General features: G+C 45.1%; 26 protein-coding genes and 1 pseudogene. 11 read left to right on the forward strand and 16 right to left on the reverse strand.

Going from position 1 to position 26,663, the window contains the following annotated elements; all coding sequences use genetic code 11:
• Positions 1-13: 13 nt before the first annotated feature.
• From IPJ71_02735 to IPJ71_02770, 8 genes and pseudogenes are all read right to left on the reverse strand, one after another.
• The gene (locus IPJ71_02735; GenBank protein MBK7842601.1) at positions 14-472 is read right to left on the reverse strand and encodes an RpiB/LacA/LacB family sugar-phosphate isomerase; all 459 of its coding nucleotides are present in this window, start codon (positions 470-472) and stop codon (positions 14-16) included.
• Between the two features lie 31 nt (positions 473-503).
• Entirely contained in the window at positions 504-1,781 is a 1,278-nt protein-coding gene (fabF, locus tag IPJ71_02740) for a beta-ketoacyl-ACP synthase II (protein ID MBK7842602.1), read from the reverse strand.
• 147 nt (positions 1,782-1,928) lie between these two features.
• Positions 1,929-2,165: an acyl carrier protein gene (gene acpP, locus IPJ71_02745; GenBank protein ID MBK7842603.1), complete on the reverse strand. Its 237-nt coding sequence runs from the start codon at positions 2,163-2,165 to the stop codon at positions 1,929-1,931.
• A gap of 69 nt (positions 2,166-2,234) precedes the next feature.
• On the reverse strand, positions 2,235-2,975 hold the full coding sequence (fabG, locus tag IPJ71_02750) for a 3-oxoacyl-[acyl-carrier-protein] reductase (GenBank protein MBK7842604.1): 741 nt from the start codon (positions 2,973-2,975) through the stop codon (positions 2,235-2,237).
• Between the two features lie 23 nt (positions 2,976-2,998).
• On the reverse strand, positions 2,999-3,964 hold the full coding sequence (gene fabD / locus IPJ71_02755; protein ID MBK7842605.1) for an ACP S-malonyltransferase: 966 nt from the start codon (positions 3,962-3,964) through the stop codon (positions 2,999-3,001).
• 3 nt (positions 3,965-3,967) lie between these two features.
• Positions 3,968-4,962, reverse strand: a pseudogene (locus IPJ71_02760) (ketoacyl-ACP synthase III).
• Between the two features lie 40 nt (positions 4,963-5,002).
• Positions 5,003-5,182 carry a 50S ribosomal protein L32 gene (gene rpmF / locus IPJ71_02765; protein ID MBK7842606.1) on the reverse strand — a complete coding sequence of 60 codons (180 nt, stop codon included), beginning with the start codon at positions 5,180-5,182 and terminating at the stop codon, positions 5,003-5,005.
• Positions 5,183-5,278: 96 nt separating this feature from the next.
• On the reverse strand, positions 5,279-5,863 hold the full coding sequence (locus tag IPJ71_02770; protein ID MBK7842607.1) for a DUF177 domain-containing protein: 585 nt from the start codon (positions 5,861-5,863) through the stop codon (positions 5,279-5,281).
• A gap of 204 nt (positions 5,864-6,067) precedes the next feature.
• On the opposite strand from IPJ71_02770, the gene IPJ71_02775 reads away from it, so the two are divergent.
• Positions 6,068-6,976 carry a hypothetical protein gene (locus IPJ71_02775; protein MBK7842608.1) on the forward strand — a complete coding sequence of 303 codons (909 nt, stop codon included), beginning with the start codon at positions 6,068-6,070 and terminating at the stop codon, positions 6,974-6,976.
• A gap of 44 nt (positions 6,977-7,020) precedes the next feature.
• On the opposite strand, the gene IPJ71_02780 is transcribed toward IPJ71_02775, so the two are convergent.
• Positions 7,021-7,947, reverse strand: coding sequence for a PHB depolymerase family esterase (locus IPJ71_02780; GenBank protein MBK7842609.1), 927 nt, complete (start codon positions 7,945-7,947; stop codon positions 7,021-7,023).
• A gap of 221 nt (positions 7,948-8,168) precedes the next feature.
• Here IPJ71_02780 and IPJ71_02785 point away from each other — a divergent pair, with 221 nt between their 5' ends.
• From IPJ71_02785 to IPJ71_02805, 5 genes are all read left to right on the forward strand, one after another.
• Positions 8,169-9,605: a hypothetical protein gene (locus IPJ71_02785; protein ID MBK7842610.1), complete on the forward strand. Its 1,437-nt coding sequence runs from the start codon at positions 8,169-8,171 to the stop codon at positions 9,603-9,605.
• Between the two features lie 11 nt (positions 9,606-9,616).
• Positions 9,617-11,074 carry an adenylate/guanylate cyclase domain-containing protein gene (locus IPJ71_02790; protein ID MBK7842611.1) on the forward strand — a complete coding sequence of 486 codons (1,458 nt, stop codon included), beginning with the start codon at positions 9,617-9,619 and terminating at the stop codon, positions 11,072-11,074.
• A 305-nt stretch (positions 11,075-11,379) separates the two neighbouring features.
• Positions 11,380-11,946, forward strand: a complete 567-nt coding sequence (locus IPJ71_02795) for a hypothetical protein (protein ID MBK7842612.1) — start codon at positions 11,380-11,382, stop codon at positions 11,944-11,946.
• Between the two features lie 533 nt (positions 11,947-12,479).
• Positions 12,480-13,817 carry a hypothetical protein gene (locus IPJ71_02800; GenBank protein MBK7842613.1) on the forward strand — a complete coding sequence of 446 codons (1,338 nt, stop codon included), beginning with the start codon at positions 12,480-12,482 and terminating at the stop codon, positions 13,815-13,817.
• Between the two features lie 65 nt (positions 13,818-13,882).
• Positions 13,883-14,113, forward strand: a complete 231-nt coding sequence (locus IPJ71_02805) for a hypothetical protein (protein ID MBK7842614.1) — start codon at positions 13,883-13,885, stop codon at positions 14,111-14,113.
• A 27-nt stretch (positions 14,114-14,140) separates the two neighbouring features.
• Here IPJ71_02805 and IPJ71_02810 read toward each other — a convergent pair whose 3' ends face one another.
• The 6 genes from IPJ71_02810 to IPJ71_02835 form a co-directional block, all read right to left on the reverse strand.
• Entirely contained in the window at positions 14,141-14,740 is a 600-nt protein-coding gene (locus tag IPJ71_02810; protein ID MBK7842615.1) for an AgmX/PglI C-terminal domain-containing protein, read from the reverse strand.
• A 154-nt stretch (positions 14,741-14,894) separates the two neighbouring features.
• Positions 14,895-16,358, reverse strand: a complete 1,464-nt coding sequence (locus IPJ71_02815) for an FHA domain-containing protein (protein MBK7842616.1) — start codon at positions 16,356-16,358, stop codon at positions 14,895-14,897.
• A gap of 211 nt (positions 16,359-16,569) precedes the next feature.
• Positions 16,570-19,389: a tetratricopeptide repeat protein gene (locus tag IPJ71_02820; protein MBK7842617.1), complete on the reverse strand. Its 2,820-nt coding sequence runs from the start codon at positions 19,387-19,389 to the stop codon at positions 16,570-16,572.
• Complete coding sequence (locus IPJ71_02825) at positions 19,383-19,841, reverse strand: hypothetical protein (GenBank protein MBK7842618.1); 459 nt, start codon at positions 19,839-19,841, stop codon at positions 19,383-19,385. Before IPJ71_02825 ends, IPJ71_02820 begins: the two co-directional genes overlap by 7 nt.
• Positions 19,838-21,607, reverse strand: coding sequence for a hypothetical protein (locus tag IPJ71_02830; protein MBK7842619.1), 1,770 nt, complete (start codon positions 21,605-21,607; stop codon positions 19,838-19,840). The genes IPJ71_02825 and IPJ71_02830 overlap by 4 nt, the downstream gene beginning before the upstream one ends.
• Positions 21,604-22,248 (reverse strand): outer membrane beta-barrel domain-containing protein, encoded by a 645-nt coding sequence (locus tag IPJ71_02835; GenBank protein MBK7842620.1) that lies wholly within the window; start codon positions 22,246-22,248, stop codon positions 21,604-21,606. Before IPJ71_02835 ends, IPJ71_02830 begins: the two co-directional genes overlap by 4 nt.
• 528 nt (positions 22,249-22,776) lie before the next feature.
• Here IPJ71_02835 and IPJ71_02840 point away from each other — a divergent pair.
• The 4 genes from IPJ71_02840 to IPJ71_02855 all read left to right on the forward strand — a co-directional run bounded on the left by IPJ71_02840 (position 22,777) and on the right by IPJ71_02855 (position 25,085).
• A complete protein-coding gene (locus IPJ71_02840) occupies positions 22,777-23,763 on the forward strand; it encodes a PDZ domain-containing protein (GenBank protein ID MBK7842621.1) in 987 nt (328 codons plus the stop codon).
• Positions 23,721-23,960 carry a hypothetical protein gene (locus IPJ71_02845; GenBank protein ID MBK7842622.1) on the forward strand — a complete coding sequence of 80 codons (240 nt, stop codon included), beginning with the start codon at positions 23,721-23,723 and terminating at the stop codon, positions 23,958-23,960. The genes IPJ71_02840 and IPJ71_02845 overlap by 43 nt, the downstream gene beginning before the upstream one ends.
• Positions 23,948-24,520, forward strand: a complete 573-nt coding sequence (locus IPJ71_02850) for a hypothetical protein (GenBank protein MBK7842623.1) — start codon at positions 23,948-23,950, stop codon at positions 24,518-24,520. Before IPJ71_02845 ends, IPJ71_02850 begins: the two co-directional genes overlap by 13 nt.
• A gap of 124 nt (positions 24,521-24,644) precedes the next feature.
• Complete coding sequence (locus IPJ71_02855; GenBank protein ID MBK7842624.1) at positions 24,645-25,085, forward strand: host attachment protein; 441 nt, start codon at positions 24,645-24,647, stop codon at positions 25,083-25,085.
• Positions 25,086-25,088: 3 nt separating this feature from the next.
• On the opposite strand, the gene IPJ71_02860 is transcribed toward IPJ71_02855, so the two are convergent.
• The gene (locus IPJ71_02860; GenBank protein MBK7842625.1) at positions 25,089-25,625 is read right to left on the reverse strand and encodes a site-specific integrase; all 537 of its coding nucleotides are present in this window, start codon (positions 25,623-25,625) and stop codon (positions 25,089-25,091) included.
• Between the two features lie 345 nt (positions 25,626-25,970).
• On the opposite strand from IPJ71_02860, the gene IPJ71_02865 reads away from it, so the two are divergent.
• The gene (locus IPJ71_02865) at positions 25,971-26,633 is read left to right on the forward strand and encodes a hypothetical protein (GenBank protein ID MBK7842626.1); all 663 of its coding nucleotides are present in this window, start codon (positions 25,971-25,973) and stop codon (positions 26,631-26,633) included.
• The last annotated feature ends 30 nt before the right edge of the window (positions 26,634-26,663 follow it).

Below are 26,663 nucleotides of genomic sequence, written 5' to 3' on the forward strand. Positions count from 1 at the left end.
TGGTTCTACTTATTTATTTAAATTTTATGGGCTGACAGATTTTCTTCACTCGATCTGTGTGTCGTCCGCCTTCAAATGGTGTAATCAAAAAGAATTTCAGTAAGTCCTCTGCGAGAGCAGGCTCGATCAATCGGGCGCCCAAGCAGATGACGTTCGCGTCATTATGTTCACGAGCGAGTTTAACTGTGGCCTCAGACCAAACGAGTGCCGCCCGGATGTGCGAGTATTTATTAGCCCTCATGGACATCCCTTGTCCTGAGCCACAAACCAAAACCCCCTTTGACTGAGGCAGCTTGAAAAGCCTTTCACAAAGACTTGATGCATAGTCGGGGTAGTCCACGCGGCTTTCGTCAAAGGCACCCAAATCAATCCATTCGATCTGGGAAAATGCCTTTATCAGGTGGCATTTAAGCCTGTAGCCTGCGTGATCGCAAGCTATCAATAAAGGTGGCAATTCTTTTATACCTGACATTTTTCACTCGCAAGTTATGTTATCGAGCAATCTAATCGAGACGCGAAAAAATCAAACTGGAATTAGTCCCACCAAATCCAAAACTGTTGTTCATGACGTGATTGAGTTGTTTCTCTCTCGCTGTGTGAGGGACGTAATCAAGATCACATTCGGGACTAGGATTCTCTAGGTTTATCGTTGGAGGTGCAATGCCATGATAAAGACTCTGAAGGGCAAAAACACTTTCGATGGCTCCGGCAGCTCCCAAAGTGTGGCCAATCATACTTTTGGTACTACTCACCCAAAGTTTTTTTGAATGATCGCCAAAAACCCTCTTGATCCCTGCGGTTTCAGCCAAATCTCCCGCAGGGGTGCTGGTTCCATGAGCATTGATGTACCCGATTTCATCGCTATTTATCTGGGCATCATTAATAGCCATTTCCATCGCGAGAGCCGCTCCAGAGCCATTTGCAATAGGATTGGTCATATGGTGTCCGTCTGAACTAAATCCATAACCTCGAAGCTCTCCGTAAATTCGGGCACCCCGCTTCAAGGCATGCTCGTATTCCTCAAGGATAAACATCCCGCTACCTTCAGACAAAACAAAACCATCTCGATCTTTATCCCAAGGACGAGAGGCCAACTTCGGCTGGTCATTTCGCGTCGAAAGTGCTTTCATCGCAGCAAAACCACCAACGGCCAGGGGACATACGGTTCCTTCTGTTCCGCCGGCAAACATCACGTCACAGTGACCATTCCGGATATACCCAGCGGCCTCACCGATCGCGTGAGCGCCAGAAGCACAGGCCGAGGTCAATGTGTAGTTTGGCCCTTTTGTCCCAAATAAAATTGAAATATTTCCGGCAGCCATATTGGAAATAACCGTTGGAATAAAAAATGGGGAAATGCGAGATGGGCCACGCGCGACGACGGTATCTCGTGAACTTTCAATCACAGGCAAACCACCAATTCCAACCCCTGTTAGAACTCCTGTCTTAAGAGCAATGGCTTCTGTCATTTCCAAGCCGGAGTCTTTGAGAGCCATCTTTGCCGCAGCAACGGCAAAATGAGTGAATCGATCCATCTTTTTCTGCTCTTTTTTGGGCACATAATCATCAACAGAAAAGTTCTTAACCTCCCCTCCGATCTTGACATCAAACTGAGAAGTGTCGAAGAAGGTAATCAAGCCGATTCCAGAACGCCCACTGATGAGACCTTCCCAGGTTTCGGTGGCCGTATTGCCAAGCGGGGTTATCGATGATAAACCGGTAACTACGACGCGTCTTTGTTCCCTTACAGGGCGACGAAAGCGATTTCCACCCGAGGCCATAAGCTCCCCCTTTAGTTTTGGGTGTTTGGAGCGGCGATTATATAATCGCCCACTTCAATTAGACTTTACTAAATCAGCATCCGCTCAAGAAAGTTCGGACACTTAAATCCAGGAATGTCCGACAATCCAGTATATCCCGGACTGCTTCTAGGCCATTCCTTTGCCTTCAAGATACTTGCAAACGTCTTGAACCGTCTTGAGTTTCTCTGCATCTTCATCTGGAATCTCAATTTCAAATTCCTCTTCCATTGCCATGACAAGCTCAACGATATCCAAGCTGTCTGCTCCGAGATCATCAATAAAAGAGGCTTCCAACTTCACCCTCTCTGGATCTACTCCAAGTTGCTCTTCAATAATCTTTTTCACCTTAGGTTCAATAGCCATTTGATACTCCTTCTTCTATTTCTTTTGTTGATTCATTATTTATAAAGACAAACAAAGGCAAACTATCCTTCACATGTACATCCCTCCATTTACGTGGAGGGTCTGACCGGTCATATAGGAGGACGAGTCACTGAGCAAGAAAAGAACAGCCTGTGCAACATCTTCGGTCTGACCCAGACGACGCATCGGGATAGAATCCAAAATTTGACCCTTCTGCTTATCGTCTAAGGCTCCTGTCATGTCTGTCACAATAAATCCGGGCGCCACACAGTTGAGGCGAATTCCCCGCGATGCGACTTCTTGCGCAACTGATCGAGTAAATCCCTCGGTACCCGCTTTGCTAGCTGCATAGTTTGCCTGTCCGGCATTTCCGGAATGCCCTATGACGCTCGTGATATTAACAATGGATCCACCCCTGGCCTTAATCATCGGTTTCATCACATTTTTTGTAATCAAATAGGTCCCGCGGAGATTTGTATTGATCACTTGATCAAAATCCTCAGTTTTCATGCGCAGCAAAAGTTGATCGCGGGTAACTCCTGCGTTATTGACAACACCATCGAGTCGCTCAAAGGTTCTCATCAACTCATCTATACAACGATGCACAGAATCTTCATTAGCCACATCCAGTTGCAAACTGAGGTGATTATTATGACCGGGAAGACTTTTGAGAACCTCTTCGGCTGCATCTGGCCGAGAAGAAAAAGTAATCGCAACGCGAGCGCCTGCCATCGCCAAAGTTCTCGCTATTCCAGCTCCAATACCACGACTTCCTCCAGTCACCAATACAGTTTTTCCCTCTAGATTCATAGAATTTCCGTCCTATTTCTCTTTTATGACTGCAACACCTTTTCCAAGGCATTCAGTTCAATCATTGAGTTGATGTTAAAACTTTCGATGTTATTGCCGTCAATTTTCTTAACTAAACCGGATAAGACCTTCCCGCATCCCATCTCAATCATTCGTCGTCCACCCATTTGAACAAGCTTCTCGACGCATTCTACCCATCGAACAGGAGCAGATATTTGGCGAATGAGGTTCTCTCGCAAAACCTGACCATTTTTAGTGGCTTCAGCAGAGAAATTCTGAACGATTGGATAGGCTGAGTCAGAAAATATGATTTTCTCTAGCACCTCTCTCATCCGAACTTCAGCAGGCTTCATGAGGGAGCTATGAAATGGAGCTGAAACATTGAGAGGAATGAATTTAATTCGCTTGGGTTTATTTTCAGCAAAGGCCTCATCCGAATAATTGGCCATCAGCCAATCTATCAATGATTTACTGCCACTGATAACGACTTGCCCTGGGCAGTTAAAATTAGCTGGGTCTAGATTTTTTGAATCACATTTACTTTGAACCCAGAGGCAGAGTTCTTTCGCTTGGTCAGGGGTGACACCCATGACCGCAACCATTCCTCCTTGGCCCACAGGAACAGCTGACTGCATGAACTCGCCCCTCTGCCTTACGGCTCGAACGGCCTCTGAAAAGGAAACTGCACCCGCCGAAACAAGGGCTGCATACTCTCCGACTGAATGCCCGGCGGCAGCCACTGGTTCAGCTCCCGTCAGAGAATGAAGAACCCGATAGCATGCAACTGACACAATAAGCAACGAGGGTTGTGTGTTGTGAGTGAGTGCCAATTCGCTCTCAGCTCCCTCAAAACAAAGTCTCCTAAAATTCACACCTACCGAATCACTGGCCTCTTCGAAAATGTCTTTGGTCTCCTGAAAATTATCCCAAAGAAATTTTCCCATGCCCGAATGTTGGCTTCCCTGTCCGGGATAAATCGCTGACCACATTTATCAAAACCTCGCTAAAAGGCTTCCACTTGTAATGCCTGCCCCGAAAGCTGTAAAAAGCAAGTTCTGCCCGCGTTGGATTCGTCCATCCCGCACGGCGCGATCAAAGGCCACTGGTACTGTGGCGGCAGAGGTGTTCCCCATATCTGCAATTTCGACTATTACCTTTTCCATTGGAATCCCAAAATGCTTGGCAACGGCCTCGATGATTCGAACATTCGCCTGGTGAGGAATAACCCAACTGACCTGGCTTGGATCCATTTTATTAAATTCGAGGGCCTCTTGGCAGGCCTGGCTCATTGTGCGCACGGCATTTTTAAAAATCTCACGGCCCTTCATGCGTACGTAGTGAGAGCCGCTGTCGAGGACTTCCTGCGAAAACGGCATGGCCGATCCTCCGCTAGGCAAAACAAAAAGATCAGAGATAGAGCCGTCCGCGTGGAGGTGGTGACTATAAATTGTCGATTCATGACTCTCGTTTGCGCGGGTCAAAACAGCCGCTCCAGCGGCATCTCCAAATAGAATACAGGTGTCGCGATCCTTATAGTTTACGTAAGGATGGAGAATCTCAGCGCCGACCACGAGGATGGTCTTATTCGGGCCAGTTCGAATGAATTGATCGGCTATCGCCATGGCGTAGACAAAACCCGAACAGGCCGCTGATATATCAACAGCCATGCAATCTCGCGCCCTAACTTCTGTTGAAGGACGCAGGCCGTATTGGGCATAACCTGATCGGGAGACACAGTTGCGAAAATGATCATATCGATATCGGTCGCCTTCATCTCGGCCATCTCGAGAGCTCTCACAGAGGCTTGATAGGCGAGATCACTTGTGAATTCGCCCTTGGCTGCAATATGACGATGAACGATACCCGTCCTTTCCCGTATCCAGGAGTCGGAGGTGTCGACACACTTCTCGAGATCAAAGTTAGTCAAAAGCTTCTCGGGCAGATAGGAACCTGTACCCGCTATGCGGGTTCTATATGTAGAGCTGATCACTATGCTGTCCTCCCCATGAACAATTCTGACTTTGCCGTTAGGCCTGAGTCGCAACGACTTCTGTGCCCTTGTAGTATCCACAAGAGTGGCAAACTCTATGGGGACGGTACATGGCTCCACAGTTGGGGCAGTTGTGAACCGCTGAGTGCTTCGCTTTATCGTGAGAACGACGATGGCCCTTACGCATGCGTGAAGTCTTTTTCTTTGGACATGGCATAATATTTACCTGCTGTTAGGGGCCTTTGTGTTTTCTAGGCCCAGTTCATCCACCAAAATTTCAAGGCGCTATAAGTTATCCAAGTGGAGCCTAAAATCAACGATTTAATTTTAAATCCTTTAACACGGTGAACGGATTGGGGGAATGAGAACCATTTGAGACTTCCTCGACAGATCCTGTCAGCCACCCCTTCTCGTAGGCCTCCTTGAGGTTCTCACAGCTATCATCACAATCCACTCTTGCCTTCGGTTGAATGGGCTCGGCCAGCGCAATAATCTCATGGATAAGAGGGCCGATATTGAAAATCCCAGTTGGAATCGATGAGACGGAAGGAGCCCCTTGCTGCAATTCAGAAGAATGATTGACACGGGCCGAGTGGGACCCTCGCGGTCGCTCCTCCTCAATGACAAGGATCTCGTTAATTTTCTCGTTTACATCAAACTTGAAGTCGATGGCGCAGCGGTAACAAGCCAGATTCATCTTGGACTTAATGAAACCCGAAAGAAGATAAACTCCCCCTGAAGGCAGGAAATTAATCTGAATTTCAAAGGCATTGTCTTGGACCAGATCCTCCAGGGCGGCCTTCATCTCGTGATGCTCTTGATTGTAAGCGTACGTCTGGCCTTCCTCAGGAAGCTCTTTTAGGTGAATTATAAGAGGGGCGATTTTTGTTCGAGCCATAGGGCGCAGACACTATTCATTTTATACTGATGCGTCAATAAAATACGTAGTCTGTGGGCTGATATTGCATGTCCTCGATTCTTTCGACCGAAGACCAGATTTTTGGGTCCAGTGATGGCAAAAAGGCAGAACCCCTAAATGCCATCTGTTACTTTAAATAGGCAGAGCCTGCAGTGATTTGTTATTCCGGGAGTCATGCTATCAATGTCAATGAGAAAGTATTTAACCAAAACTTCATTCGGTGTGGTCACATTCTTTCTCCTCCTCATTTTTGGGGCTGAAGAGGCCCGGGCGGTGTTAGATCTTCAGGTGCATGAAGAACTTACAGTTTATGAAAAGCCTTCTGTTAAGTCCCGCAAGATTACGAATTTGAACCGTGGAGACAAAGTCGTTATCTCACCTAATACATATGGCCTGTTCCGAAAAGTTCTTGTGTCTTTTGAAGGTGAGCGGAGGGGTGGGTTCATCTTAAGTAGCGATATTTCCCGCTCAACCATTTCCGAAAGAATAGATGGAAATCTGATAGGAAAAAGAATTTATACGAACAAATATTCTTTAGGACTCGCATTTGTCGGCACGTACATGCAGCAAGGAGCCAGAAGTTTTTCGACATCAAGCCAGGATGTCTATGAAATTTCAACCTTGGAAAGCACAACATTTTTCTTTTCGGCCTTTATGGATATTCCTTGGAGTCGAAAAATGATGTTGCGCCCCTATGTTTCTTTTCGTTCGACCAATTTCGGAGGAGAAGCAAAACTGAAGGGAGCAATAAATGCCCTTCGCCCAGCTCAACTGACTATCGAGCAACATTTTGTCGGAGCAGGCGTCTTAGCCAAGCTCTACTCAAATCCATTGGATCTTTTTTGGTGGGGTGGCGGGTTTGAAGTTTCAAAGGGAAATCAATCCAAAATTGTCATTGATGATGGGATTCCCTTGTCTGTGGAAGACAGCGGGCCCTCGTTCTACGCCCTCACCTACGGCGCTCTTGGTTGGGACATACCGGCTCCGGGTTCGATCTGGATTGTACCTGATTTGCGTCTCGGTTTCATTCCAAACAGCGATCCAAAAATTCTGTTTTTCGAGGCTTTCCTTGCTCTTTCATATTCATTTTAAGCGGTCAGCAAAATGCAATTGGAAGCGACTGACAATGAACACAATCAATTCAAGTGAAAAAACTCCCACATTAGGGCTCCAGCGCTAGGGCCTCTCTCGTCATTAAAAGGAAGATGCCCATCGCCCCCACTCCAGGCATGACCTAGTCCATCAACTAAGATCAAGCGAGAGCGCAGCTGATTGGCAAAATAAAAATCCCTGTAGCGATAAGAGTACCTGTCCGCAGAGGCCTCGATCGTCCTCTCTTCAGAAAAATCGTATTGACGACTAAAATCGTCCTGAATTCTCCTGGAATTTTCTATATGAACGACTTCGTCATCGAGACCATGGATCACCATCACTCGTCCCTCAAAACTCTGGGCATTGCATTCCTCATTGTTTTTTCCTTTTGCCGCCATTGGACCCGACCTCATGACTTCCGTGCCTTCTTGCCTGTTCTTCACAATCCCGTAGGGAATCCCCGAGTGAATAGCACCTCCCGAAAAATACCGAGGATAACAGGCCAAAAGTATGCTCGTCATGGCTCCTCCTGAAGAAATGCCTGTCAAAAAAACCTTTCCAACTGAGTAATTTCTTTTCACGATCTCGATTTTTTTCATGATTTCATCTGGTTCTCCGCTGTCAGCTCTTTGATTAGAAGGTTCAAACCACTGCCAACACCCCAAAGGATCTCGAAGAGGCTTCTGCTGCGGATAAAACACCAAGAAACCAAGCCTCTCGGCGATGGAGTTGAGCTGAGCTCCTTTTTCGAACTCCTCTGCGGACTGGAGGCACCCATGAAGAGCGACCAGCAGCTCTGGGTGTTCTCCGGCTATGTGATTGGGAATAAAAAGACGATCGTGTTCACTTGGCTGAACAGAGCCGCTCGGTCTCAAATTAAGACGGAACTCATATCCCCAAATCTTTGAATGCGAACTGATCAACATGCCAAGAAACGCCCACTGTAAAAATGCAATCTTCTTACGCAGCATAATAGAACCTCCCCTAAGGCAAAAGTGAACGTGAACCTCTACGAAAAAGCAACTCATGCATTTCTTTGAAACCCAGTCTACTGACTTCAGTCGAGTTTAGGAAACGACGCCTGCTGCCTAGTAAGGAAACACCTCGCATCATGGCGTCAAATATCCCGTCAATGTATGTAAGTAAATACGCAGTAATTACCGATAAATACTTGTGACGAGGGGGTTTTGCAATGAGTAAAACGGTGCACGATGAAATTGATGTTTCTCCGATTCAGTCCACGCGGACTCTGCATGTCATTCGGCAGGATCGCTATTCTATCGATGATGAAATTTGTTACCTGGTCATCAATGGCACTTACTATGAGGTAACGGACTTCTCTGCCTTTGGGATAGCGATTCTCGTTGACAAAGAAACGCCCGAGACGAACGAGTATCGTGAGACTCAACTGATTTTTGACGGCGTGGTGGTCGCCGATCTTCATCTCAGAGTCGCTCGAAGTGAGGAACTTGAAGATGGAAAATTGAAGGTAGCTTTTGAAGTTCTCGGAGAACCGATTCACGTCGAACGAGTTCAGGCTGTTCGTCAAGCGCAAGATATCCTAAAGGCTCACGATCAAAGATTTAAACAGCTTGAGGTCATACCGGAGCATGCCAGGCTTCTTATTTACCAACTCAAAGATTGGTTTGAGGAGCTTCAGGAGCGGGTGAATGCTTTAACAAAATCAAATGAGGAGCCTGATGGGCGGCGAATGGCAGAATTCGAAAGCACTTTGATACCAATCATCGGAACATACATAGGCGAGGAATTTCCAAAACATTATCAGCGGCTGGCAGGGCCCTTGGGAGATCTCCCGCCCGAATCGCGAAAAGTATTGGTTGAATTGTTTCGGAGCAAATTGTGTGGCTTGATTCATCAGTCGCCCTTTGCTCACCGCGTTTACCATAAACCCTTGGGCTATGCAGGTGACTTTGAAATGATGAACCTTATCTATAGATCGGAGAACATAGGGAACTCTTTGTTCGCCCGTTGTCTCCAGTATTACAGCGTCAGGGAGCCAGCTGCCCAAGCTGTTCGCAACAGAGCCGACTACTTGACAATCAAGATTGGCAACATTCTCAGAGAGAGGTCGAACGAAGAACTCCGAATTCTATCGGTTGCTTCTGGTCCATCGCGAGAATGGGTTAAATTGATTTCTGAGGTGAAGGAATTCAATAGCAGATCTCTCCATATTGATCTGCTTGATCAAGACAAAGGCGCATTGAAATATGCGCAACGATCTATAAAGGAGGCCGGACTCTCAAACCCTCATCAATTTTTGTTTCACTTCATTCACAAGGAGATTAAGAATGTGATTGCCCGACGAATTGAAGGAAGCGAATACGACATTATCTATTGCGCAGGACTATTCGACTATTTATCTGATCCAGTCGCTCAGTTGGCGGCAGTCAAATTGTTCAAGTCTCTTCGATCTGGTGGATCACTGATAATTGGAAATTTTAATTTAGCCAACCCAAATGAAGTAATTATGGATCTGGCCCTAGATTGGCATCTTATCTATCGGTCATCTAATGACTTGCAGTCACTGTTTGAAAATATCGGAGGAAAACTCACCATTGAATCTGAAAATCTGGGCATTAACCTGTTTTGTATTATTAAGAAAACTTAACCACATTATTCATGAAGCACATAGATGTCATTCGGAATCAAGAGAAACTTCGCGAAACTAAGGCCATTCTAGCCGTCATCACGCATATGATGGTTGTCCCGCTATTTTTGGCCTTTTGGATTTGCGATTTTTTATATGTCCCAGATATGAAATGGGAATTTTTGATTGTGCGCTCTATGGTTGTGCCTTTGAGTCTCTACACCCGATTTCAATTCAAAAGAATTCTCAGTTTTAATGATGCCCAATTGCTTGCGTTCTTTTATATCTCTGGCCTCGCCTTAATTATTGATTATATGGTGTATAGAATCGGCGATTGGAGCACCCCTTACTATGCGGGCTTAAATCTCATCACAATTGGATCAATCTCATTTATTCCGTGGACATGGCGCTTCTTTTTTGCCTCAATCGGAATAATTTTTCTTCCCTATTTTTTTGGTGCCGTCCTTTTAAATCAAGATACTAGCAACAGTCACACAGTGGTGCTCAATTTATTTTTTATCTCTGGAACCATCGTGATCGCGATTTTTCTAAGAATTTTGTCCGAAAGACTGAGACGAAAGGAGGTAGAGAGTCGCCAGTTGCTGCGCGAGGAAATCATCTCTCGTGGAAAAATAATTGAAGAGAAAACGAATGAGGCGTTAAAGTTGACTGAATTGAGTCGTCAGTTTTCCCCCCAAGTTGTCGAGGCCATCAGAACTAATCAAGTTCTTCTTACAGATAGCGTTCATCGTTCAAATATATGTGCGATATTCGTGGATATTGTGAACTCAACGGAGCGAGTATCTAGAATAGATAAAGACAAGGTTACAAGGGTCATTAGCCACTTCATGATGGATTCGGCCAGAGTCCTCCTTAAGTACGATATTACCATTGATAAATTTTTGGGAGATGGGCTATTGGCTTTTTCTAACGATCCCGTCTCATACCCTGACTACATTGAGAGAGTCTTGAGGGCAGCTATTGAAATCGGAGAGAGAGTCTCCTTGGACCAAGAATTTTATGAGGTAAATTGGCTCAAACCATTAGAAATTCGAATCGGCATCGCGACCGGATTTGCAAACGTTGGATTTTATGGGAATAGAAGATATTTTCATAGCTATACGGCTATTGGTCCGGTCATTAATCTCGCGAGTCGACTGTGTGGAGTCGCAAAACCCGGACAGATTCTAGTTCCATACGATCTCGTTGAGGCACTAGATTCAAATTCTGAGTTCCAATTTGAACTCATTGGCAAGAAAAGTTTAAAGGGATTTGAAAGCGATGTTATTCAAGTATTTGAAATGGCAACGACGGCCGAGACCAGCACCTTAGATAACATGGGTATTCTGGATTGCCCGAAATGTACCCAAGTCATGCATATCGACAAAAATGATGCAGGATTCTTCGTGTTTAGGTGTCGCAACTGCGGACATAGCTTGGATCAAAATCTCCTGCCTAAAGATAATACTGAGAAATCGAAGGCATCTTGAATTCATAGTAGATCCAGAAATTCCATCCTCTGCAGAGGAAATGAGTCCTTAAGTCCTGGTGGAATCCTAGTCAAATTCGCTGTCAATTTTATTGACAGATGAATGATTCAGACAGGAGGTTGCCTAGAATCTGATCATTTCAGACATGCGGTGGCTGAAATGAGACGACTTTTCGATGGCACCCCTGTTGCAACTTAAGTTCACATACGCAAAGGCGAGATGGAGCTTCGCTAGGCTTTGGGCAATGGGCGCAAATCAGAAACGATTGAAGATAGGCGCTTGTTTTCAATGTGATGGAGAGAGAAATGAAAGCTTACTTTACACTGTCATTTTTCGTTGGAGGGCTACTGAGTGTCACGGCATTTTTTGCTGATGCTCGCGAGACTTCCAAAGTCGGCCGGCGAAATGAGAAATCGAATCTGACCGAACGTCTCCCATCATCGGATTCAGCTCTTAACATTAAACGGAAAGAAACAAAATTGGATTTTAATTCGCTGATTGACGAGAATGTTGCGCAGGCAGGAATTTTGAGGGATAGCATCAGCGGAGAAGTTGAGGTTCCAACTTCTCTGCGAGGTCGAAAAGGGAATAATCCTCTGGCGACGAGCGACAAGACCACGACCTCAAATGAGCTTCTAGAAGTTGACATGGGAATGGGTGACGCTGGAGTCTCTAGAACTGGCGATGGAGACGACACACTTAATAAAACACAAGTGAATAACAAGGAAGATCTCTTTTTTGAAGAATCGATGGAGCTTTCTGATGAAGAACCTCTCTCCAAGCGTTCTTCAAGCAGTATAGCAAGCACGGATCGACCAAACTTAAACAAACTCAACAGCAAGCGCCCCAAAACGAAACCTGCCCCGAATTGATATGTCCCATTTTTGGTCGAGTATCCGGTGCTATGATTATTTTTCGTTTTCCCAAATCGTCATTACGAACAAGTTTGTCTGTTAATGATGGCTTCCTGTTTTTGATTAATCCTTACGCGCCAGAATCACTTTGACAATAATCTCCAAATTATTGGAATAGGACGCGACTAGATTCAAGCCTATTTGAGGCTGGGCCATCGTGCTTGGCCGCACAATTGCTCTGTTCCCTAGGCGGGGGTGCTCATGGGAATTCAAATATCATGGCGCGGGTTCATGGTGCCTTTGCTTTCATTGGCCATCTTGTCCTGTTCAGATGTTCGACTGAAAATGCCTGAAGAGGTATTGGTAAACGTCAAATCACAGGGACAATTTTGCATCAGTGACCCAAAGGAAATCCTTCGTTATATGAAGTTTCTTTTTGTTATCGATAAGTCGGGTTCGAATTCTCAGTCTGATCCTGGGGAAGGAAAAGATCGACAAATATTGAAAAATTTGTCAGAGAAAATATCGACAAAGAGTACTACCGTTACTCCATGGTGGCCTTTGAGGGCGACAGGGGAGCAGAGGCCTATATCAATGACGGAGACCCGACTGTACCAACCTTTACCGATGATCTGAATAGGGTTTTTAGAGCGACCGCTCGAATACGATCCGAGCTGGAAGGAGGATCAACTCCCTATAAGGCGGCGCTACAAGCCGTTCATTTAGCTATTGCGAATGATCTCAAAGGATTTCCTGATGAAATGTCTACTTATATGGTTTTTTTCGTTTCAGATGGGCAACCGACGGACACCAGCAACGATTTGGAGCTCCAAGCACTTATCGGCGATATTATCGATCTTGCTCCAAACGTCTTTCTCAGCTCGGCCTATTACGGAGGCGCGGGCGGCGGGGCAATCAATAGATTACGTCGGATGAGCGAAGAGTGGGGAAGAGGGAAATTTGTAAATTTTGAAACCGATGCAAACTGGGATTTTAACGAACTCGTCGTTAAACCGACTCATGAGCCCTGGCAACTAAAGAATTTTCTCGTTTACAATCTCAATGCTGGTTATTGCGAGGACGGAAAAATTGATACAGATTCCGACGGGGACGGCATGTGCGATCGGGATGAAATTCGTTACAGTGGGATCACCGTAAAAGGAAAAACCTATTTGTTTGATCCTAGCAAAAGATTTTCAAGTGGGGGAGCCTTCGGTGACTATTTCCATTGGCGGGAACTTCGCTATGGAGAAGTAATTCCATCAGAAGAAGAATGTAAAGATCGTGCTGATGATGATCATGATTTTCTGACCGCTTGTGAAGAAAGGTATATCAAAAACGACAGACCCTCGGAAAACGTGCCAAAGAACGGAGATCCAAAAAACCCAGATACAGATAGAGACGGTGTCCTTGACGGCTTGGAAACCTTCGTCTATTTTACGCGTTCCTTAGCTTTTGCAATGGATTCCTTTAACTTACTACGATCCAGTATTGACGGAGAACAACAGGCCGGCCTGCAAATTGCTCAACACCGAAATCCGTTGATTGAGGATTTGGATGCCGTTGCCTATGATACCAGACTTAATAAAATGGGCGACGCAACCCGCGATTGTTATAACTTTTCTCAGGGAGCACTTCCCCTTTATCCAACTTTGGAGGTCAGGGAGGGCGACACACTTCCGGGCCTTGAGCACGCCTCAGGAGGAAATGCGGTGCTTGTCTATTTTATTCAGACTCCCCAAAATGATCCTCAAGGCGATGGAATATATATGTACAGTGTTCAAAAGCTGCTTCACGATCCCGCTCGCTCTGCAGTCCTGAGTACGGACGCTGGACTTAAGGTTGAGGACGGGGTGTTTACACAATATATAACTCCGAGAAGACATTGATGGTTTTTATGGGATAGCAGACTGAGAAGCTAGATTTAAAAATAGATTTCTGCTAAAATTCGCTCATGAGGTTGTTGCTGGTTTTATCTATTATGAGCTGTTCTTCCCTGGCTTTTGCCGGAGCGAAGATGGATCTTGACGATGTTACGATTAAGGGCGAACTCCACAATGATGATAGACTTAAATTACTGGCTCGACAAAAAAATGAGCTGAAAAACTACGTTAAGTACCGTACCAATTATCGCACGGAAATCGTGGAAGACCTTCCAAAACCAAAACCAAGAGTCAAATATTAGAAATATCTGAGTCTCAGCGAGAAAGCTTCATAGTCTTCCAAACGGAAATCCAATATTGGGAGTCGTCGATTCGCCGTTCTTAGCTGCTGGAAACTTCATTTTCTTAAAGATGGAAGTGACACATCCGTTGAGTGAATCACCACCACGGATGTCGGACTTTTTGACCTTGGCCCATTGGACGACTCCCTTAGGGTTGATGCTCCACTCATATTCAACTCGACCGGCAATGCCCGGCTCAGTCAATAGGGAACGTTCATAGCACTGCTGAATCTCCGCTAGATATGCTTTCACGATCTCCATGACTTGCTTGCGATCCAATCCTTCCGTCCGATTGATTTTCATCAGCTGAGGAGCGCCAATCACCGCACCCCCAATACCTCGAGTTCCAGCTGTTCCCTTTATTCCTTGAACGCCGTAACCGGAACCAGTTCCAAATCCACGCCCCTGCGTTTTCACTCCCTCTATGCCCGCCGCCTGAAGCTTACCACCACTTGCTTTGAGCGTTCCTATCACTCCGGTCGTAGAAATTTTAGCTCCGCCGCCTCCGGCGTTTGGATTGACATTTATTGCGACGGGTTGATTTGTAGGATTTGGAGTCGGAGCTCCTAATGCGCCCAGAGCCGCCAAGGCTCCAACCTTAGTGATATCTGGGGCTGGTTTTGCCTTTGGTTGAATAACTTCCTTCGAAACAATTTTGTCCCGAACAACTTTCTTCTCTTTTACTATCGGCTGCTTTTCTATCTTCTTTTGTTTTGGTTTAGGTTTGGGCTTGGGCTCTGGCTTAACTACTTCCTTGGGTTGAGGAGGAGGTGGCGGGGGAGGAGGCGGCGGAGGTTCCGGCTTTTTTGGCTCTTCCTTCTTTAAAATGATCGAAGCCTGGCGTGGAGGTTCTACAATTCTTGCTTTTTTCTTGGCTCGGACCAATGAACATAAAGCTCGCGATAACAAGAATATGAAAAACGCTTGAGCCTGTGAATGTTCTTTTGAGCAAGGCATCCGGTTCGATCGTTCGTTTTCGAGACAGCTGCTTGGGAGCAGGTGCATAGCGCAAATGCAGGCGAACGTCTTTGCCCAGATCCAAAGTGCAAAGATCAGTGGCCCCTAGCTTTAAAATATGGTTTTTTCCACTTCGTGGAAGAGATTTGCTTTCGACGAGCTCCTTAAGTGGTACTGGTCGATAATCTCCAGTGCGAAGAAATCCGCCTAAATGATCAGGAATGGAACATTTCGCGACAGCACCGTCAAAATGGGCAAGAAGAAATTCACCTTTAAGGGTTGGCAGATAAACCCCGTCAGATGTGCGACCCACGACAACCTGCTCACCAGGCCAGAAGAGCTGTGTGTCGAAGACCGCACCATGCCAAGTGATGTAGGTCTCGAGGACTCGACGATCGCGGGCAACCTTATCGATTCCCCTGATTGGCCTATCTCTGTCAAGAGGGTAAGATTCAACGCCACCCCCAGCGCTGGACTCCGTAAAGGATGATGCTCTGTTGGGCGGTGATTTTATTGGCTCCCTTACACTTGAGGAGCTAACTGTATTTTGCGAGGCTCTGGTGGGACGAATTTCCTCCCGTAAATAGGATGGCAAAGGAATCGGCGAAGGCTTGCTACCTGGTTGTGGAACTTCAGCAGGCTCCAGACCTTTAACATTCTCACCACGCAATCTGTCCTTTTTCTCTCCTGTCTTTGACTGTTTTTCTACGATTGTGGCATCAGGGTCGAATTCGTTCTTAGCGCTTGGCGTCTTGGCTGATGGAGCGGGAGATGCGCTGCTTTTGTTGTCAGGCCTATTGTACTTCAATTCGCCATCAGCATTGCTGATCGATTCAGAATCAAGCTCCGGATAAAAGCGACCCTTTCTCGCATTAAGAGGCGGCGGCCCAATGGGACCTAAAGATATTTTTGAATGAGACCCTTCGTCTCCTTGGCCCTGTAGTGCATTGGGGAGAGTCGGAGGAGAAGTTTCGGAGTCCATATTTTTGTTTATAGAAAAGGTTTTCGTGAGAGATTCTTGCGGAAGACCAAACTGAAATATAAGTGGTCCAATGTTAGCAATGGTCCCGTTGTGAATTTCAATTCGATCATAGGTTCGTCCACCGATTTGAATTCCATTGGAGGATTTGAGATCAACCAAATAGAGTTGTCCATTTTCTGGAAAAATTACCGCATGCTGTCGACTGATCCAATTGAATTGCGTGAGAGCCACGTTGCAGTGACTGCTTCGACCAATAGTTATAGGCAATGATTCAATCGTTTTTTCGAAGATGACAGTTTTCCCATGAGTGATTAATATATAGATTGGGTATGAACTTAGGTGTTGCGCTGCTTCCATCTACTTACCTGGGTTGTTGCCAAAATTCTTATCGGCCCCGAACACATGAACCTTCACAGGCCAGCTGATTTTTCTTCCTCAGATCGACTTAGGAATATCTCGTCCAGTCCTGAATTGAGTGTCATTTAACCAGGTCTATGATCGGGTGAGAGGGGCCTGAAATGGGTCCTGCACGTTTGGCTAAATTCAGAGACGTTTTCAAGCGCGCTTGAAATTTAAACTGCTTATGAAGACCCGCGATACCATGAAGAGCTAAGGAATTCGATTTGTTTTCCTTGAGTGCATTGTCAAACCACTTTTTAGCTCCGTTCATATCATTTTTATAAAGTCGAACGACTCCAACCGAGGCTAGAACCTTGGCATTTTTTGGATCAATCTCGCTCGCTCTACTTAGAATAAGTTCAGCCATAGAGTAGTCCCTGGACTGGATGTAAATATTGGCGAGGCTCATCAGCAAAATGATGTCTCTAGGCTGGTCGTATAGCTTGTCTCGAATAGCCTTTGCTCCTTCTGGAACTCCCTCTTGAGCTCTTGCTATAAGTCCTGTCTCCTTTGCTTCATCAACCCGGATCGATCCTTGCGATTGGCATCCCTTTACAAATAAAGTGAATACTTCAAATTTTTCAGCGTTGTTCAGACACTGATCAAAATACTGCCGTGAACTCGCCTCGTATTTCGCAGCCTGCTGTGAAATTGCATCTTTGAAGATCTTTGTCTGATCAGCGGGCAGTCCCGGGGGAACGGGGGCCTGTTTGATGAAATCGGCAAATTCTCGATTGGCTTGGCCTAGTCCGTAAAGAGCTGCAATTGTCCACCTCCCGTTGCCAAAATCGATAACCTTTCTCAGTTTTGCATCCAGATCTTTCAGAAGCGCCGCTTTATTGTTTACTGCCTTAGTCTCATTCCCCGGTGTCATACGAATTTGATTGAAGGTCTCCATAGTGCCCATCGATAAGAGGTAGAGTGAGTGAGCGGCCATTTCCTGACTTTCATAGGTTCCACTGGCCATCTGCGTAGCCTTTTCCAAGGAACCTTTTGCAGATGAGATCCCGCGCAATCGAAATTGTGCTAGTCCTTCCCAATAAACCCCCTCGATTCCGGCTGCCTGTGGAGCCGATCTTTGGAGGGCTGCCCAATCACTTGCAAGAAAATCCATTCTTGCGGCAGAAGTGTAGTCGTTTAACTTTCGAAAACTTTGAGCGGCAAACTTAAAATCTCCCATCAACTCTCTCATCGTCGCCGCATTCTTCAAGAGAGTGCGAGCATCCGCCTGAGCGGGATATTTCTCAGCATACAACTCAAAGTAAAGGGAAGCTCGTCGAAAATCTGCAGTTGTCAGCGCCATTTGCCCCATGGAAGTCACAACCTCTTGGGCATACTCCGACTTTCCGTGCTGAGCCAGAAGCTGTTCGCCAGATTGGTAGGCACGAGGATCACGTTTTGATCGAAATGCAACAAATGCCTCGTACAGAGCTTTGTCACCCAACGAGGAACCCTTGTATTTTCCAGCCAACTTCAAAAGACTCGCGGCATAGTTCACAGAGGAAGTTCCCCCAGCTTCAACCTGCACGTTTCGCATTTCAGCCTGTTCAATAACCTGCATGACCTGGTTTTTTAGCCCCGCATCGGTGATATTTTTGTTCGCCAGGAGAGCTTTTCCTTCTTTAATGATGTTAGCAAAATCTTCTTTTTGGTTGAATGAATCGAGAATAAGATTCGCCGCAATCGCAACATCCTTTCCCTCTGGATGGAGGCGAATGTAGTCTTTAAAGGCTTTAACTGCTTCATTGAAATTTCTTTCGTCATAGTAAGTCTGCGCCATATTAAACCTAATTCCTGGCACAGATTTTTCCGTCGGGTAGGCCTTAATGTACCTAGTGCCTGTGTCGCGAAGCCCATTTCTAACCTCGTTGAGTTCAAGACGCGAAAGCTTAGACTGCGTCCGAATTGCCGTGATATAGGATTCTATTGATGATTCAAGAAAGTTCTTTTTTTTCTCTTTTTTAGAAGTAAGATTGACGAGATTTTCATAGGATTTAGCTGCTTCCAAACTGTTTTCAGAATTGAAATAGCACTCCGCTAAATTCAGCCGAAGCAAAGGAGCGTGTTTTGACGATGGAAACGCCCAAAGATAATACTTATAATCAAGGATGGCGAGATTCCAATCTTCTTTTTTGCGAGTGGCCTTGGCCCTCTTATGAGTTCGAGTTGCAACATCTCGGGCAAATATCTCATAGTCATGTATGGCCTTATCTATCTCTGCTTTTTTTAGCTTATCACTGAATCGAACCTGGGCAATAGTTTTGGCCACTTCATAGACGAATCCGCTCACCGGCCATTGTTTGAAAGTATTCTTCATCGCCACGTAGAGACGCTCAATAATATCCATTCTATATTCTAGATCAGTTGTTAGACGCAGAAGTTCAAAATATGTCTTCGTGCTCTCTATGTAGTTCTTTTTTAGATCAAAGCGCTTTGCCAATTTGTCGAGAACTCTTTCGTAACCTGTCCGATCAGGTGATATTCGTCGGAAATAATCCAATGCATTGGTTCTCCACAAGCCCATTTTTTCCAAACGGAACTTGTGAATCTCAGAATAAGGCCAAACCATCGCGGTGAGCGCGTCTCGTCGCACATCGGTCTTCCTATAAAGATCTGGTAAAAGAGAAAGATCAATGTCGCTGTTTAAAGTGAGCACCTTTTCAAAAGAAAGCAGAGAATCTTCGAATTTCGCCTTATTAAGATAAGCCCAACCCATCTTATACTGAGCCAGCGGCGTAAATGGCCCCTTTTTTCGTGCGATAATTTTTAGGTACATTTCCAGGGCAAGATCGATGTCTTTCTTTTCCTCAAAAAAGAAGTCACCAATAACGAGCTGACTTTCTTCCCAATAGCCACTTTCAGGATACTCACGGGTCAGTTGGGCATACGCCTTCACCATCTCCTCAAGACGGCCAAGTTCTCGCAATTCATGAGCCTTAAAAAAATGGCCTTATCTCTCTCCGCAAGCTTTGGGAATTTGTCGATCAAAATATCATAAACTTCAATCGCTCTAAATTTAGGCCTTTTCTCCATAGTAAAATCAATTTCATTCAGAGGGGTTCCTTTGTTCTCTGCAACCTTAATAGCGTACATGTAACGACTTTTTTCAACTAAGAACTCCCCTAAGGCAAAATAGAGATCTGGAAGAAATCGAGCGTCCCTGATTTCCTTAATTTTTGATTCGGTTTCAGCTACACTCTTATCAATTTTCATTAGATCCTGACGCATTTTCTCAAGACTCGCCTGAGCGGGAGACTGACCAACAGAAGGGGTCGTCGACAAGAATATCGCAATCATGCAGATGCAATTTCTGGCCTGGAGAAAGAGCGAGCCATCTGGAAGAGAACTCATCTGAACTCCTTCTCCACCTTATGATCGTCCGGCGTTGACTGTTCTCCACATCGTGAAGATATCTTCATTGAATAGTCTGGCATTTCGTCCCACCAAAATTCACCATCTGCGGGCCAGTAAATTTTCTCGAAAGTAATGTAACTGATATCTTGAGCCCGATAGGTTGAATCATCCTCCCCTCGTCGAACACGAAGTTCATCTAACCGAGAAGTGTACTCCAAGAAGAGGATCTGCTCCTCGGCATCGAGCAATTCATTAGCATAACTCCTAGTTTTTTCTTCAAGTTGGATATCGATGCGAGATTGGAGAATGCTATCTATCCTTGAGTATTCCTGGAGAAGAGGTTTAAAGAAAGTGAACTGATCCCAACTGTATTCCTTAATCATTGCCAGTTCACGACGAACTTGATCAACAAGATTTGCGGAATCTTGAATCTCACGATTGAGAACCGCAAGATTAAAAAGAGCCTTATCGTGACGAAGTGGTTTGCGCCAGCGAATTGCATTTAAGCTTGATTTGAAGTTTGAACGAAAACGACCGGCAACGTATTTTACAGCTTCGTAGTGGCAGAGCTCTCTGTAGATAATCATTTCAAGAATGTGCCTCTCAAAAGTCAGCGATGGCTCAAAGTAAGGGGCCTGTAGGGCCGTCAGGATTCCCATTGCCTTCGCATAGTCCTTAAGATAGTAATGAACCCAAGCTCGCTCCAATTGAATTCGCCCGATTTCGCGCACTCCTGTCAATCCTAGGCTATTGTAGATGGCAAATGATGTTTGAAAATCGCCCTGTTCAAAAATGAGGCGGGCATATTGAAGCGCCGTCTTCTCAAAGATTTTCGGAGGCAAATTTTGAGTCTCCATAAGCTTTTGAAAGATCGCGAGAGCGTTGTCAATACGATCGCGGGAAACTTCCCCTACGGCCGTCCAATATTGCATGAGATAGTCCCAATATGAATCCTTCTTGATCCTGTTGATATGAACTTGGGCCCATTCCGAGAAGCCCAATTGCAAAAGGTCCATGGCCTTGTGGTAACTCACGAACGATTCGATATCTGGATGAAGCGATGCAAATCCATTTCCAACGAGAAGGTGATTAAGTGCCTCCTGATCGTATGGTGTCTCTGTGGTAAGTTTACCAAGCTCAAAGAGTGCAGCTTCCCCCAGTGATGATCCGATTCGGTCTTTTGCCAGCCGAATCAATAGCTCAAAAGCAGCATAATAAAGTTTTCGTTCACGAAAAGCGACGGCCATGGCCATCTGTCCTTCACCACCCTCCGGAGTATCAGTTCCCGCTGAATCTTCCATTCTTGCCCCATCAATGAGAGCTGAAATCGGATTTCCTTCGGCGATGGAGGCTTGAATTTTATACCAAAACTCAGCGTCAATGGGGACATAGGAGTAAGGCTTTACTTCTTCTTTGAGAAACGCCTTGCTGAGATCGACTGATTTTCCGCTGGTGACCTGATCCGGAGGTGCGTCCTGGGCGGAGGATGTCGGAGCGGCAGATTCCTTTGCCAGATTAGTATTTAAAGGTGATTCACTCGCACTCGAACCGTTGACGAGAGAACCTGGGAGAGCCGATTGCCCTTCAAGCTTAACCTTAGATTTTGCTTCCTGAGCCGGAGTTCGCTTGGATATTTTTATTTGAGCGGAAGACTTTAAGGTCTTTGCCTGTCCACCTGCCTCATTTGAAAACCCGCCAGCACTGACAAGAAATGTAAAAATCAAAGAAGCTTCGACTAAACCAATCATCTCTTCACATTTCATTTTGTATCTACTTCCTCACTGGAAAGAGGTCTTACGGGAGGCTTTCCCAGTTGCATGGAGTAACCAACCATGAGAGACATCGAATTGACGGCCCCCAAACTCTTTTCAAAATAGAGGAGATCACGAAAATCAAATTTCCAGGAAGTATCGGCCTTCGTGAAGAAGCGAAGGTAAAGTCCAGCATTTATTAAAGTCCGTATTCCACTCGCGTCAAAGTTAGCACCCCCAGCTCCAAAAACAAAGCTGACCTCCCCCCGAGTGATATGTTTGTTAAAAAGGAGGCTTTTTGTGTAGAGTGGCGTGTAGACAATGTTCGTGGTAAAATAATAGGTCACAAAATCAAGTACACCATCAAAACCTACATTCTCAACGGCCGCCCCGAAATTGTTGAGAAGATCCTTTTTAAGATTTGTTTCGCTGTTAAATGAATAGTTGGCGTTGACGACTTCCCACCCTAAGTAGTCACTAAAGAAGGTGGTATATGATAGGCCAACAGTATATCCTTTATTGAACGCATCGCTTGGCAACCATCCTACTTGAGCAGTGAGGTCGTGATTTAGAAAATAAGTGCGATTCTGGACGGCCACAACTTTAGGAAGGTCATAGAACACGGCGGGAGGAGCTGCAGACGCTGTCTTCATCCAAGAATCTCCTATTGTCGCCAAAGTAACGAGTATGGTACTGACTATTGCCCTGATCGTCACAACTGGACTCCTTTTTCGAAATTTCTGAAGAGAGGAAAGCGAGAGTCTCTCAAAAAATCCTAGCATGATCATTATGAAATAGGAAAGCTAACCAACTGCGATCAGCCACAAATCAAAAGGACCCAGACCTCTGTCGAGTCATTTGGATCGAGACGAGTTTGATGCAAGAAATGAAGTATTTATTCTGAATCAATAAACACAATCAGTTCAGAGATAACCACTTCAGAATCCATCGTGTATCGAGTTTCAAATGAGGCTATACGAGAGTCCTCGTTTTTCATTTCTTCAGGGGGCCAATATATCTGCTTTGGACCTCCACTTCGGCAAGTTGGCAATGTTGATCAACATTGGCTAGCCAGCTTCTTTTGGAGTTTGTAAGTATTTTTTATAATAATTTTAAGATTGATACAAATGATCTGAAATGCTAGGATCCATGCTTTTTCTCAAAAAAAGGGGATCCGTAAAGTGCCCGCCAATTTGTGTCTTCGGAGTTCAGGCTACAGCGCAAAACAGATGTTGTTTGTACTTGGAATGGTATTTCTTTTTGGATCTTATCGTCCTGCATGGAGCATGAGCGAAGCTGAAAAAGAAGCCCATTATTGGAGACAAACGGGCCTTAGTCGACTTCAAGTTCTTGGATTTATTAACAATCAAAGTTGCTCAAAATCGGGTGACGCGTTCGAGCTATGCTTGCTCGTTCTTGATGCTATTGCCGGGCAACTGAAACCAGCATTGCGATTGGCCGTGGCTCAAAACAATGTGGGTCCAGGGAAACTAGGGTCAATGGGTAGGGTAGGTTTTATTCTAAAAGGAGTCGTTGAGGACGACCAAGGCCTGAGAAATGGATTCCAGACAAAATTTCGCCTGGAAAGAGAGAGAGATGAAAGAAGAAAACAATTTGAGCTATATGGGCAAATTTATTTAATTAATAAAGAGACCCAGTTAAATATAGATAAGGCTGTCATCAGTTTATATGACAAACTATTGACTGAGCCAGGAAATGAAAATCGTGAATCTGCGATTTCTGCCGCTGCTATCAACAGATATCTTCAGTTCACCGATCCCCATACGTATATCATTGATGAAAAGAGCTTTAATGAATTGAAATCAAATAAAAATACTGAAATTCAGAAAAGTGGCCTTGGTCTTCTGGTGACGCATCTAGGGAACAAGCTGTATTTGCGCGCTCTGAAAGGAGGTCCCGCTGAAAATGCCGGCATTATGGACAATGATATTCTTTTGGGCATTGATACGGTAGCTTTTGATCAATCACCTTCTGTCGACCAGGTTGCATCCTTGCTATTGGGGGATCCTGGAACCAAAGTGACTCTCAAGATACAAAGAGGCGAAAATCTTCTTGAGGTGGTGATTCAAAGAACTGTTGTGAAGACTGATATTATGGTGCCTGAATTTATTCAACATATGGGTCAAAATATGGTTATATCGCTTTAAATGACTTTCTCAATGCCGATGAAAATCAATCTACTTGCAAACAAATTAAAACAGCGATTCTTGAGATTGAAAGGCAGGGAGCTGAGGGAGTTATTCTTGATTTGAGAAACAACGGAGGCGGTTTTTTGGCTCAGGCCAGCTGTGTTGCGGGCTTGTTTCAGGAAAGAATCGCATTGCAGCCAAGGTGCGAAACCTGAAAGAAAACTCCTTGCTCTTGATGATGACGGATCATCAGCAGGTGACCAAGCTTAAGTTAGTGGTGCTGATTAACTCATTAACAGCGAGCGTAGCCGAGGTCGTTGCAGGTTTTTTCCAGGAGGTTCAACGCGCATGGATCGTTGGAGAACAATCCTTTGGGAAGGGCACGGCTCAGAATGCAGTGGTAATCGGAGGCACAAAGGAGAATAGAGTTCTGTTATTTTATTCAAGCCACCAATTTTATCAGTCAAACGGCTTTTCGCATCAAGGAAAGGGGATCACACCAGATTTCAATGTTCCTATCGACCCAAGCCTCTCCTCTGATGAGCTTTGGCGACCTCGAGAGATGGACTTGTATGAGAACGCAATAACCAACGACACAGGGACAGACTGGGTTCAATCTCGACCCGAAGAACTGAATAAAATTACGGAGTGTATGCATAATAGGAATCTTACAGAACCTGTTTATCAAATTGAAAAGGCAAAGCCTTTTGGAACTGACTATCAGGTTTTAATGGCAGAATCTGTTCTCTTTTGCTCCGAAGGTAGGTTTGGATAGGGACAAATAGGCTCAGAAATCACCCAGAGACCGTAAGAATTTCCCATTATTTTTTTAGATTCGTTATACAGGTGCAGGAGTCTCAGGTCTCTTGTAAGACCATGGCTATCGAGGAGGTTCTCTGATGCCGAATAAAAATGCCTGGATTTTGGTTGCTGACGAAAGTCATGCAAAGGTGTTTCGTCTGATATCGCTTACGCAAGGGGTAAAGTTTGTAAAGGGTCTCGAATTCCCGGAAGGCCGCGACAAGATACATGAATTTACCGTGGAGCGACCGACTCTTAAGGGCTACACTCGCACTCACCAACACACGACGGGAACAGAGGTTGATATCGAGCGCCAGTTGGCGCAGCGGTTCTCGAAGGCCATTGCAGATGTTTTGGAAAAAAGCCGATGTAAATCTGACTTTGAGAGTCTCATACTGGTTGCTCCTCCAAAATTTTTGGGAGAATTGCGTAATAGCCTCACAGAAGAGACTAAAAAATTGGTTCATGGAAGCTTAAACAAAGAAATGACTCTGTCTACCGAAAGTGAGATTTTCTCTGCAGTGAAGGACCTCTTATAAATTTTAGAGAATGAGTTTTCTCAGTTCTTGCTGTGAATACAGGTAGTCGGCATAAACCATCGTATTTGTAATATTACGGTGGCCGAGGGCGACTTGTAATAGACGCAAGTCCTTAGTTTTTCGATAGAGCCTGATGGCAAACGTGTGTCTCAGGGAGTGAAGCTTTTTGGGGACGGGCCGATAGAGATCCCAAATCTGCCGAAATCTGTTGTAGCTAATGGGAAACAGTTTCTCGCTATCAGGAGCGCTGGCCGCTAGCTGCTGGAGCTCGCCGAAGAGCCAATGGGGCAGTGGTATCTCTCGATCATTGCTGCCCTTTATGCCCTTAATAAAAAGACTCGATTCGTAGACGTTCATATCTTTCTGGCTGAGATTGAGGAGCTCGGTGGCTCTAGCTCCCGTATTTAAGGCCAAGAAAAGCAACACACAATTGCGCGAATCTCTCTTTAAATGACTTTTGAGCAAATACTCTAGTCTTTCAAATTCAGGATCAAGAAGGTACTTATTCTTGTTAAGTGAATAACGTGATGTGCTTGCCATGTTGCATATACCTCGCGCGTGCAATTTATATAACTAACTTTAGTTTATACTCATCGAGTCATCGTCATTGATACGAAGCGACACCTCGCCATCAAATCCGACACCATATTAAGTACACTAGATAAATTAAATACAATCAATAACTTAATACTATAACTTATAACTATAAGTCACAGGCAATTTTGAAAGTAGGCATATGCGGGGCAGGGCCCCGATTTCGCCTCGTCTACCCAAATCGAAATTTAGACAGATTTACGCGGCGCTCTCTAATAAATTTTATTTTGCTTCATGTTTCATTGTATTTCACAATAGTATCTATGTAAAACACAATATCAAGGACGAGAGATGGAGACATTAAATCAAGAAAAGAGGGGACAGCTCGAATTAAAGGACGGGAAGTCTCGGCCTAAAATCAACCCTGAATATGGATCGAAAAGCATGGTTTTTGAGTCATATTCTGAGAGTCAGTTTCGTGAACACGGAGGCGCTGACAGATCAAAGACACCCCTGCGACTCAAATATGAGGCCGAGACTGCAGTCATTCAAAAAAAAATCGGGCATCTCGAAGACATACGAAACTCTCTTGGTTTAAGTCGTCGAAAAATGGCGCAGCTTTTGTTAGTTGACCCTTCTGCGTGGACAAGGTGGACCAAGAACGAAGATTCGGCTCCTCCCCACATATTTAGAGCCCTTCAATGGTACATGGCTCTGATCGACAAGCAGCCGGGATGGCACCCTCAAAATTCGTTTAATTCAGGGGACGTCGTGAAGGTCCAGGAGGAGCGTCTCAACCAGGTTCAATCGAATTTGGAGCGGCAGATCTCTTATTTAAAAAGTGAGAACAATCGTTTGGAAACTGAGCTGATCAAAAGAGTTGAGGATTTTGAAGACTCCAGGCCTCCTGAAACTATAGAACGCCAGGTTTCGATAGAATTGGGGTGGAAACTCGTTGCATTGCTTAATTTGCTTGGACTACTGGCTATTTTCATTTGGAAAATGGTCCTTTGATTTTTCGATATTTGAAGTGTGTGAAATATT

This window comes from Bdellovibrionales bacterium, from assembly GCA_016714165.1.
GTDB lineage: Bacteria > Bdellovibrionota > Bdellovibrionia > Bdellovibrionales > UBA1609 > JADJVA01.

Excerpts from the sequence above, each read along its gene's own strand:
- IPJ71_02735 (MBK7842601.1), bottom strand. The coding sequence starts at position 472 with ATGTCAGGTATAAAAGAATTGCCACCTTTATTGATAGCTTGCGATCAC.
- fabF (MBK7842602.1), bottom strand. The coding sequence starts at position 1,781 with ATGGCCTCGGGTGGAAATCGCTTTCGTCGCCCTGTAAGGGAACAAAGA.
- acpP (MBK7842603.1), bottom strand. The coding sequence starts at position 2,165 with ATGGCTATTGAACCTAAGGTGAAAAAGATTATTGAAGAGCAACTTGGA.
- fabG (MBK7842604.1), bottom strand. The coding sequence starts at position 2,975 with ATGAATCTAGAGGGAAAAACTGTATTGGTGACTGGAGGAAGTCGTGGT.
- fabD (MBK7842605.1), bottom strand. The coding sequence starts at position 3,964 with ATGTGGTCAGCGATTTATCCCGGACAGGGAAGCCAACATTCGGGCATG.
- rpmF (MBK7842606.1), bottom strand. The coding sequence starts at position 5,182 with ATGCCATGTCCAAAGAAAAAGACTTCACGCATGCGTAAGGGCCATCGT.
- IPJ71_02770 (MBK7842607.1), bottom strand. The coding sequence starts at position 5,863 with ATGGCTCGAACAAAAATCGCCCCTCTTATAATTCACCTAAAAGAGCTT.
- IPJ71_02775 (MBK7842608.1), top strand. The coding sequence starts at position 6,068 with ATGTCAATGAGAAAGTATTTAACCAAAACTTCATTCGGTGTGGTCACA.
- IPJ71_02780 (MBK7842609.1), bottom strand. The coding sequence starts at position 7,947 with ATGCTGCGTAAGAAGATTGCATTTTTACAGTGGGCGTTTCTTGGCATG.
- IPJ71_02785 (MBK7842610.1), top strand. The coding sequence starts at position 8,169 with ATGAGTAAAACGGTGCACGATGAAATTGATGTTTCTCCGATTCAGTCC.
- IPJ71_02790 (MBK7842611.1), top strand. The coding sequence starts at position 9,617 with ATGAAGCACATAGATGTCATTCGGAATCAAGAGAAACTTCGCGAAACT.
- IPJ71_02795 (MBK7842612.1), top strand. The coding sequence starts at position 11,380 with ATGAAAGCTTACTTTACACTGTCATTTTTCGTTGGAGGGCTACTGAGT.
- IPJ71_02800 (MBK7842613.1), top strand. The coding sequence starts at position 12,480 with ATGGTGGCCTTTGAGGGCGACAGGGGAGCAGAGGCCTATATCAATGAC.
- IPJ71_02805 (MBK7842614.1), top strand. The coding sequence starts at position 13,883 with ATGAGGTTGTTGCTGGTTTTATCTATTATGAGCTGTTCTTCCCTGGCT.
- IPJ71_02820 (MBK7842617.1), bottom strand. The coding sequence starts at position 19,389 with ATGGTGAAGGCGTATGCCCAACTGACCCGTGAGTATCCTGAAAGTGGC.
- IPJ71_02825 (MBK7842618.1), bottom strand. The coding sequence starts at position 19,841 with ATGAGTTCTCTTCCAGATGGCTCGCTCTTTCTCCAGGCCAGAAATTGC.
- IPJ71_02830 (MBK7842619.1), bottom strand. The coding sequence starts at position 21,607 with ATGAAATGTGAAGAGATGATTGGTTTAGTCGAAGCTTCTTTGATTTTT.
- IPJ71_02835 (MBK7842620.1), bottom strand. The coding sequence starts at position 22,248 with ATGAAGACAGCGTCTGCAGCTCCTCCCGCCGTGTTCTATGACCTTCCT.
- IPJ71_02855 (MBK7842624.1), top strand. The coding sequence starts at position 24,645 with ATGCCGAATAAAAATGCCTGGATTTTGGTTGCTGACGAAAGTCATGCA.
- IPJ71_02860 (MBK7842625.1), bottom strand. The coding sequence starts at position 25,625 with ATGGCAAGCACATCACGTTATTCACTTAACAAGAATAAGTACCTTCTT.
- IPJ71_02865 (MBK7842626.1), top strand. The coding sequence starts at position 25,971 with ATGGAGACATTAAATCAAGAAAAGAGGGGACAGCTCGAATTAAAGGAC.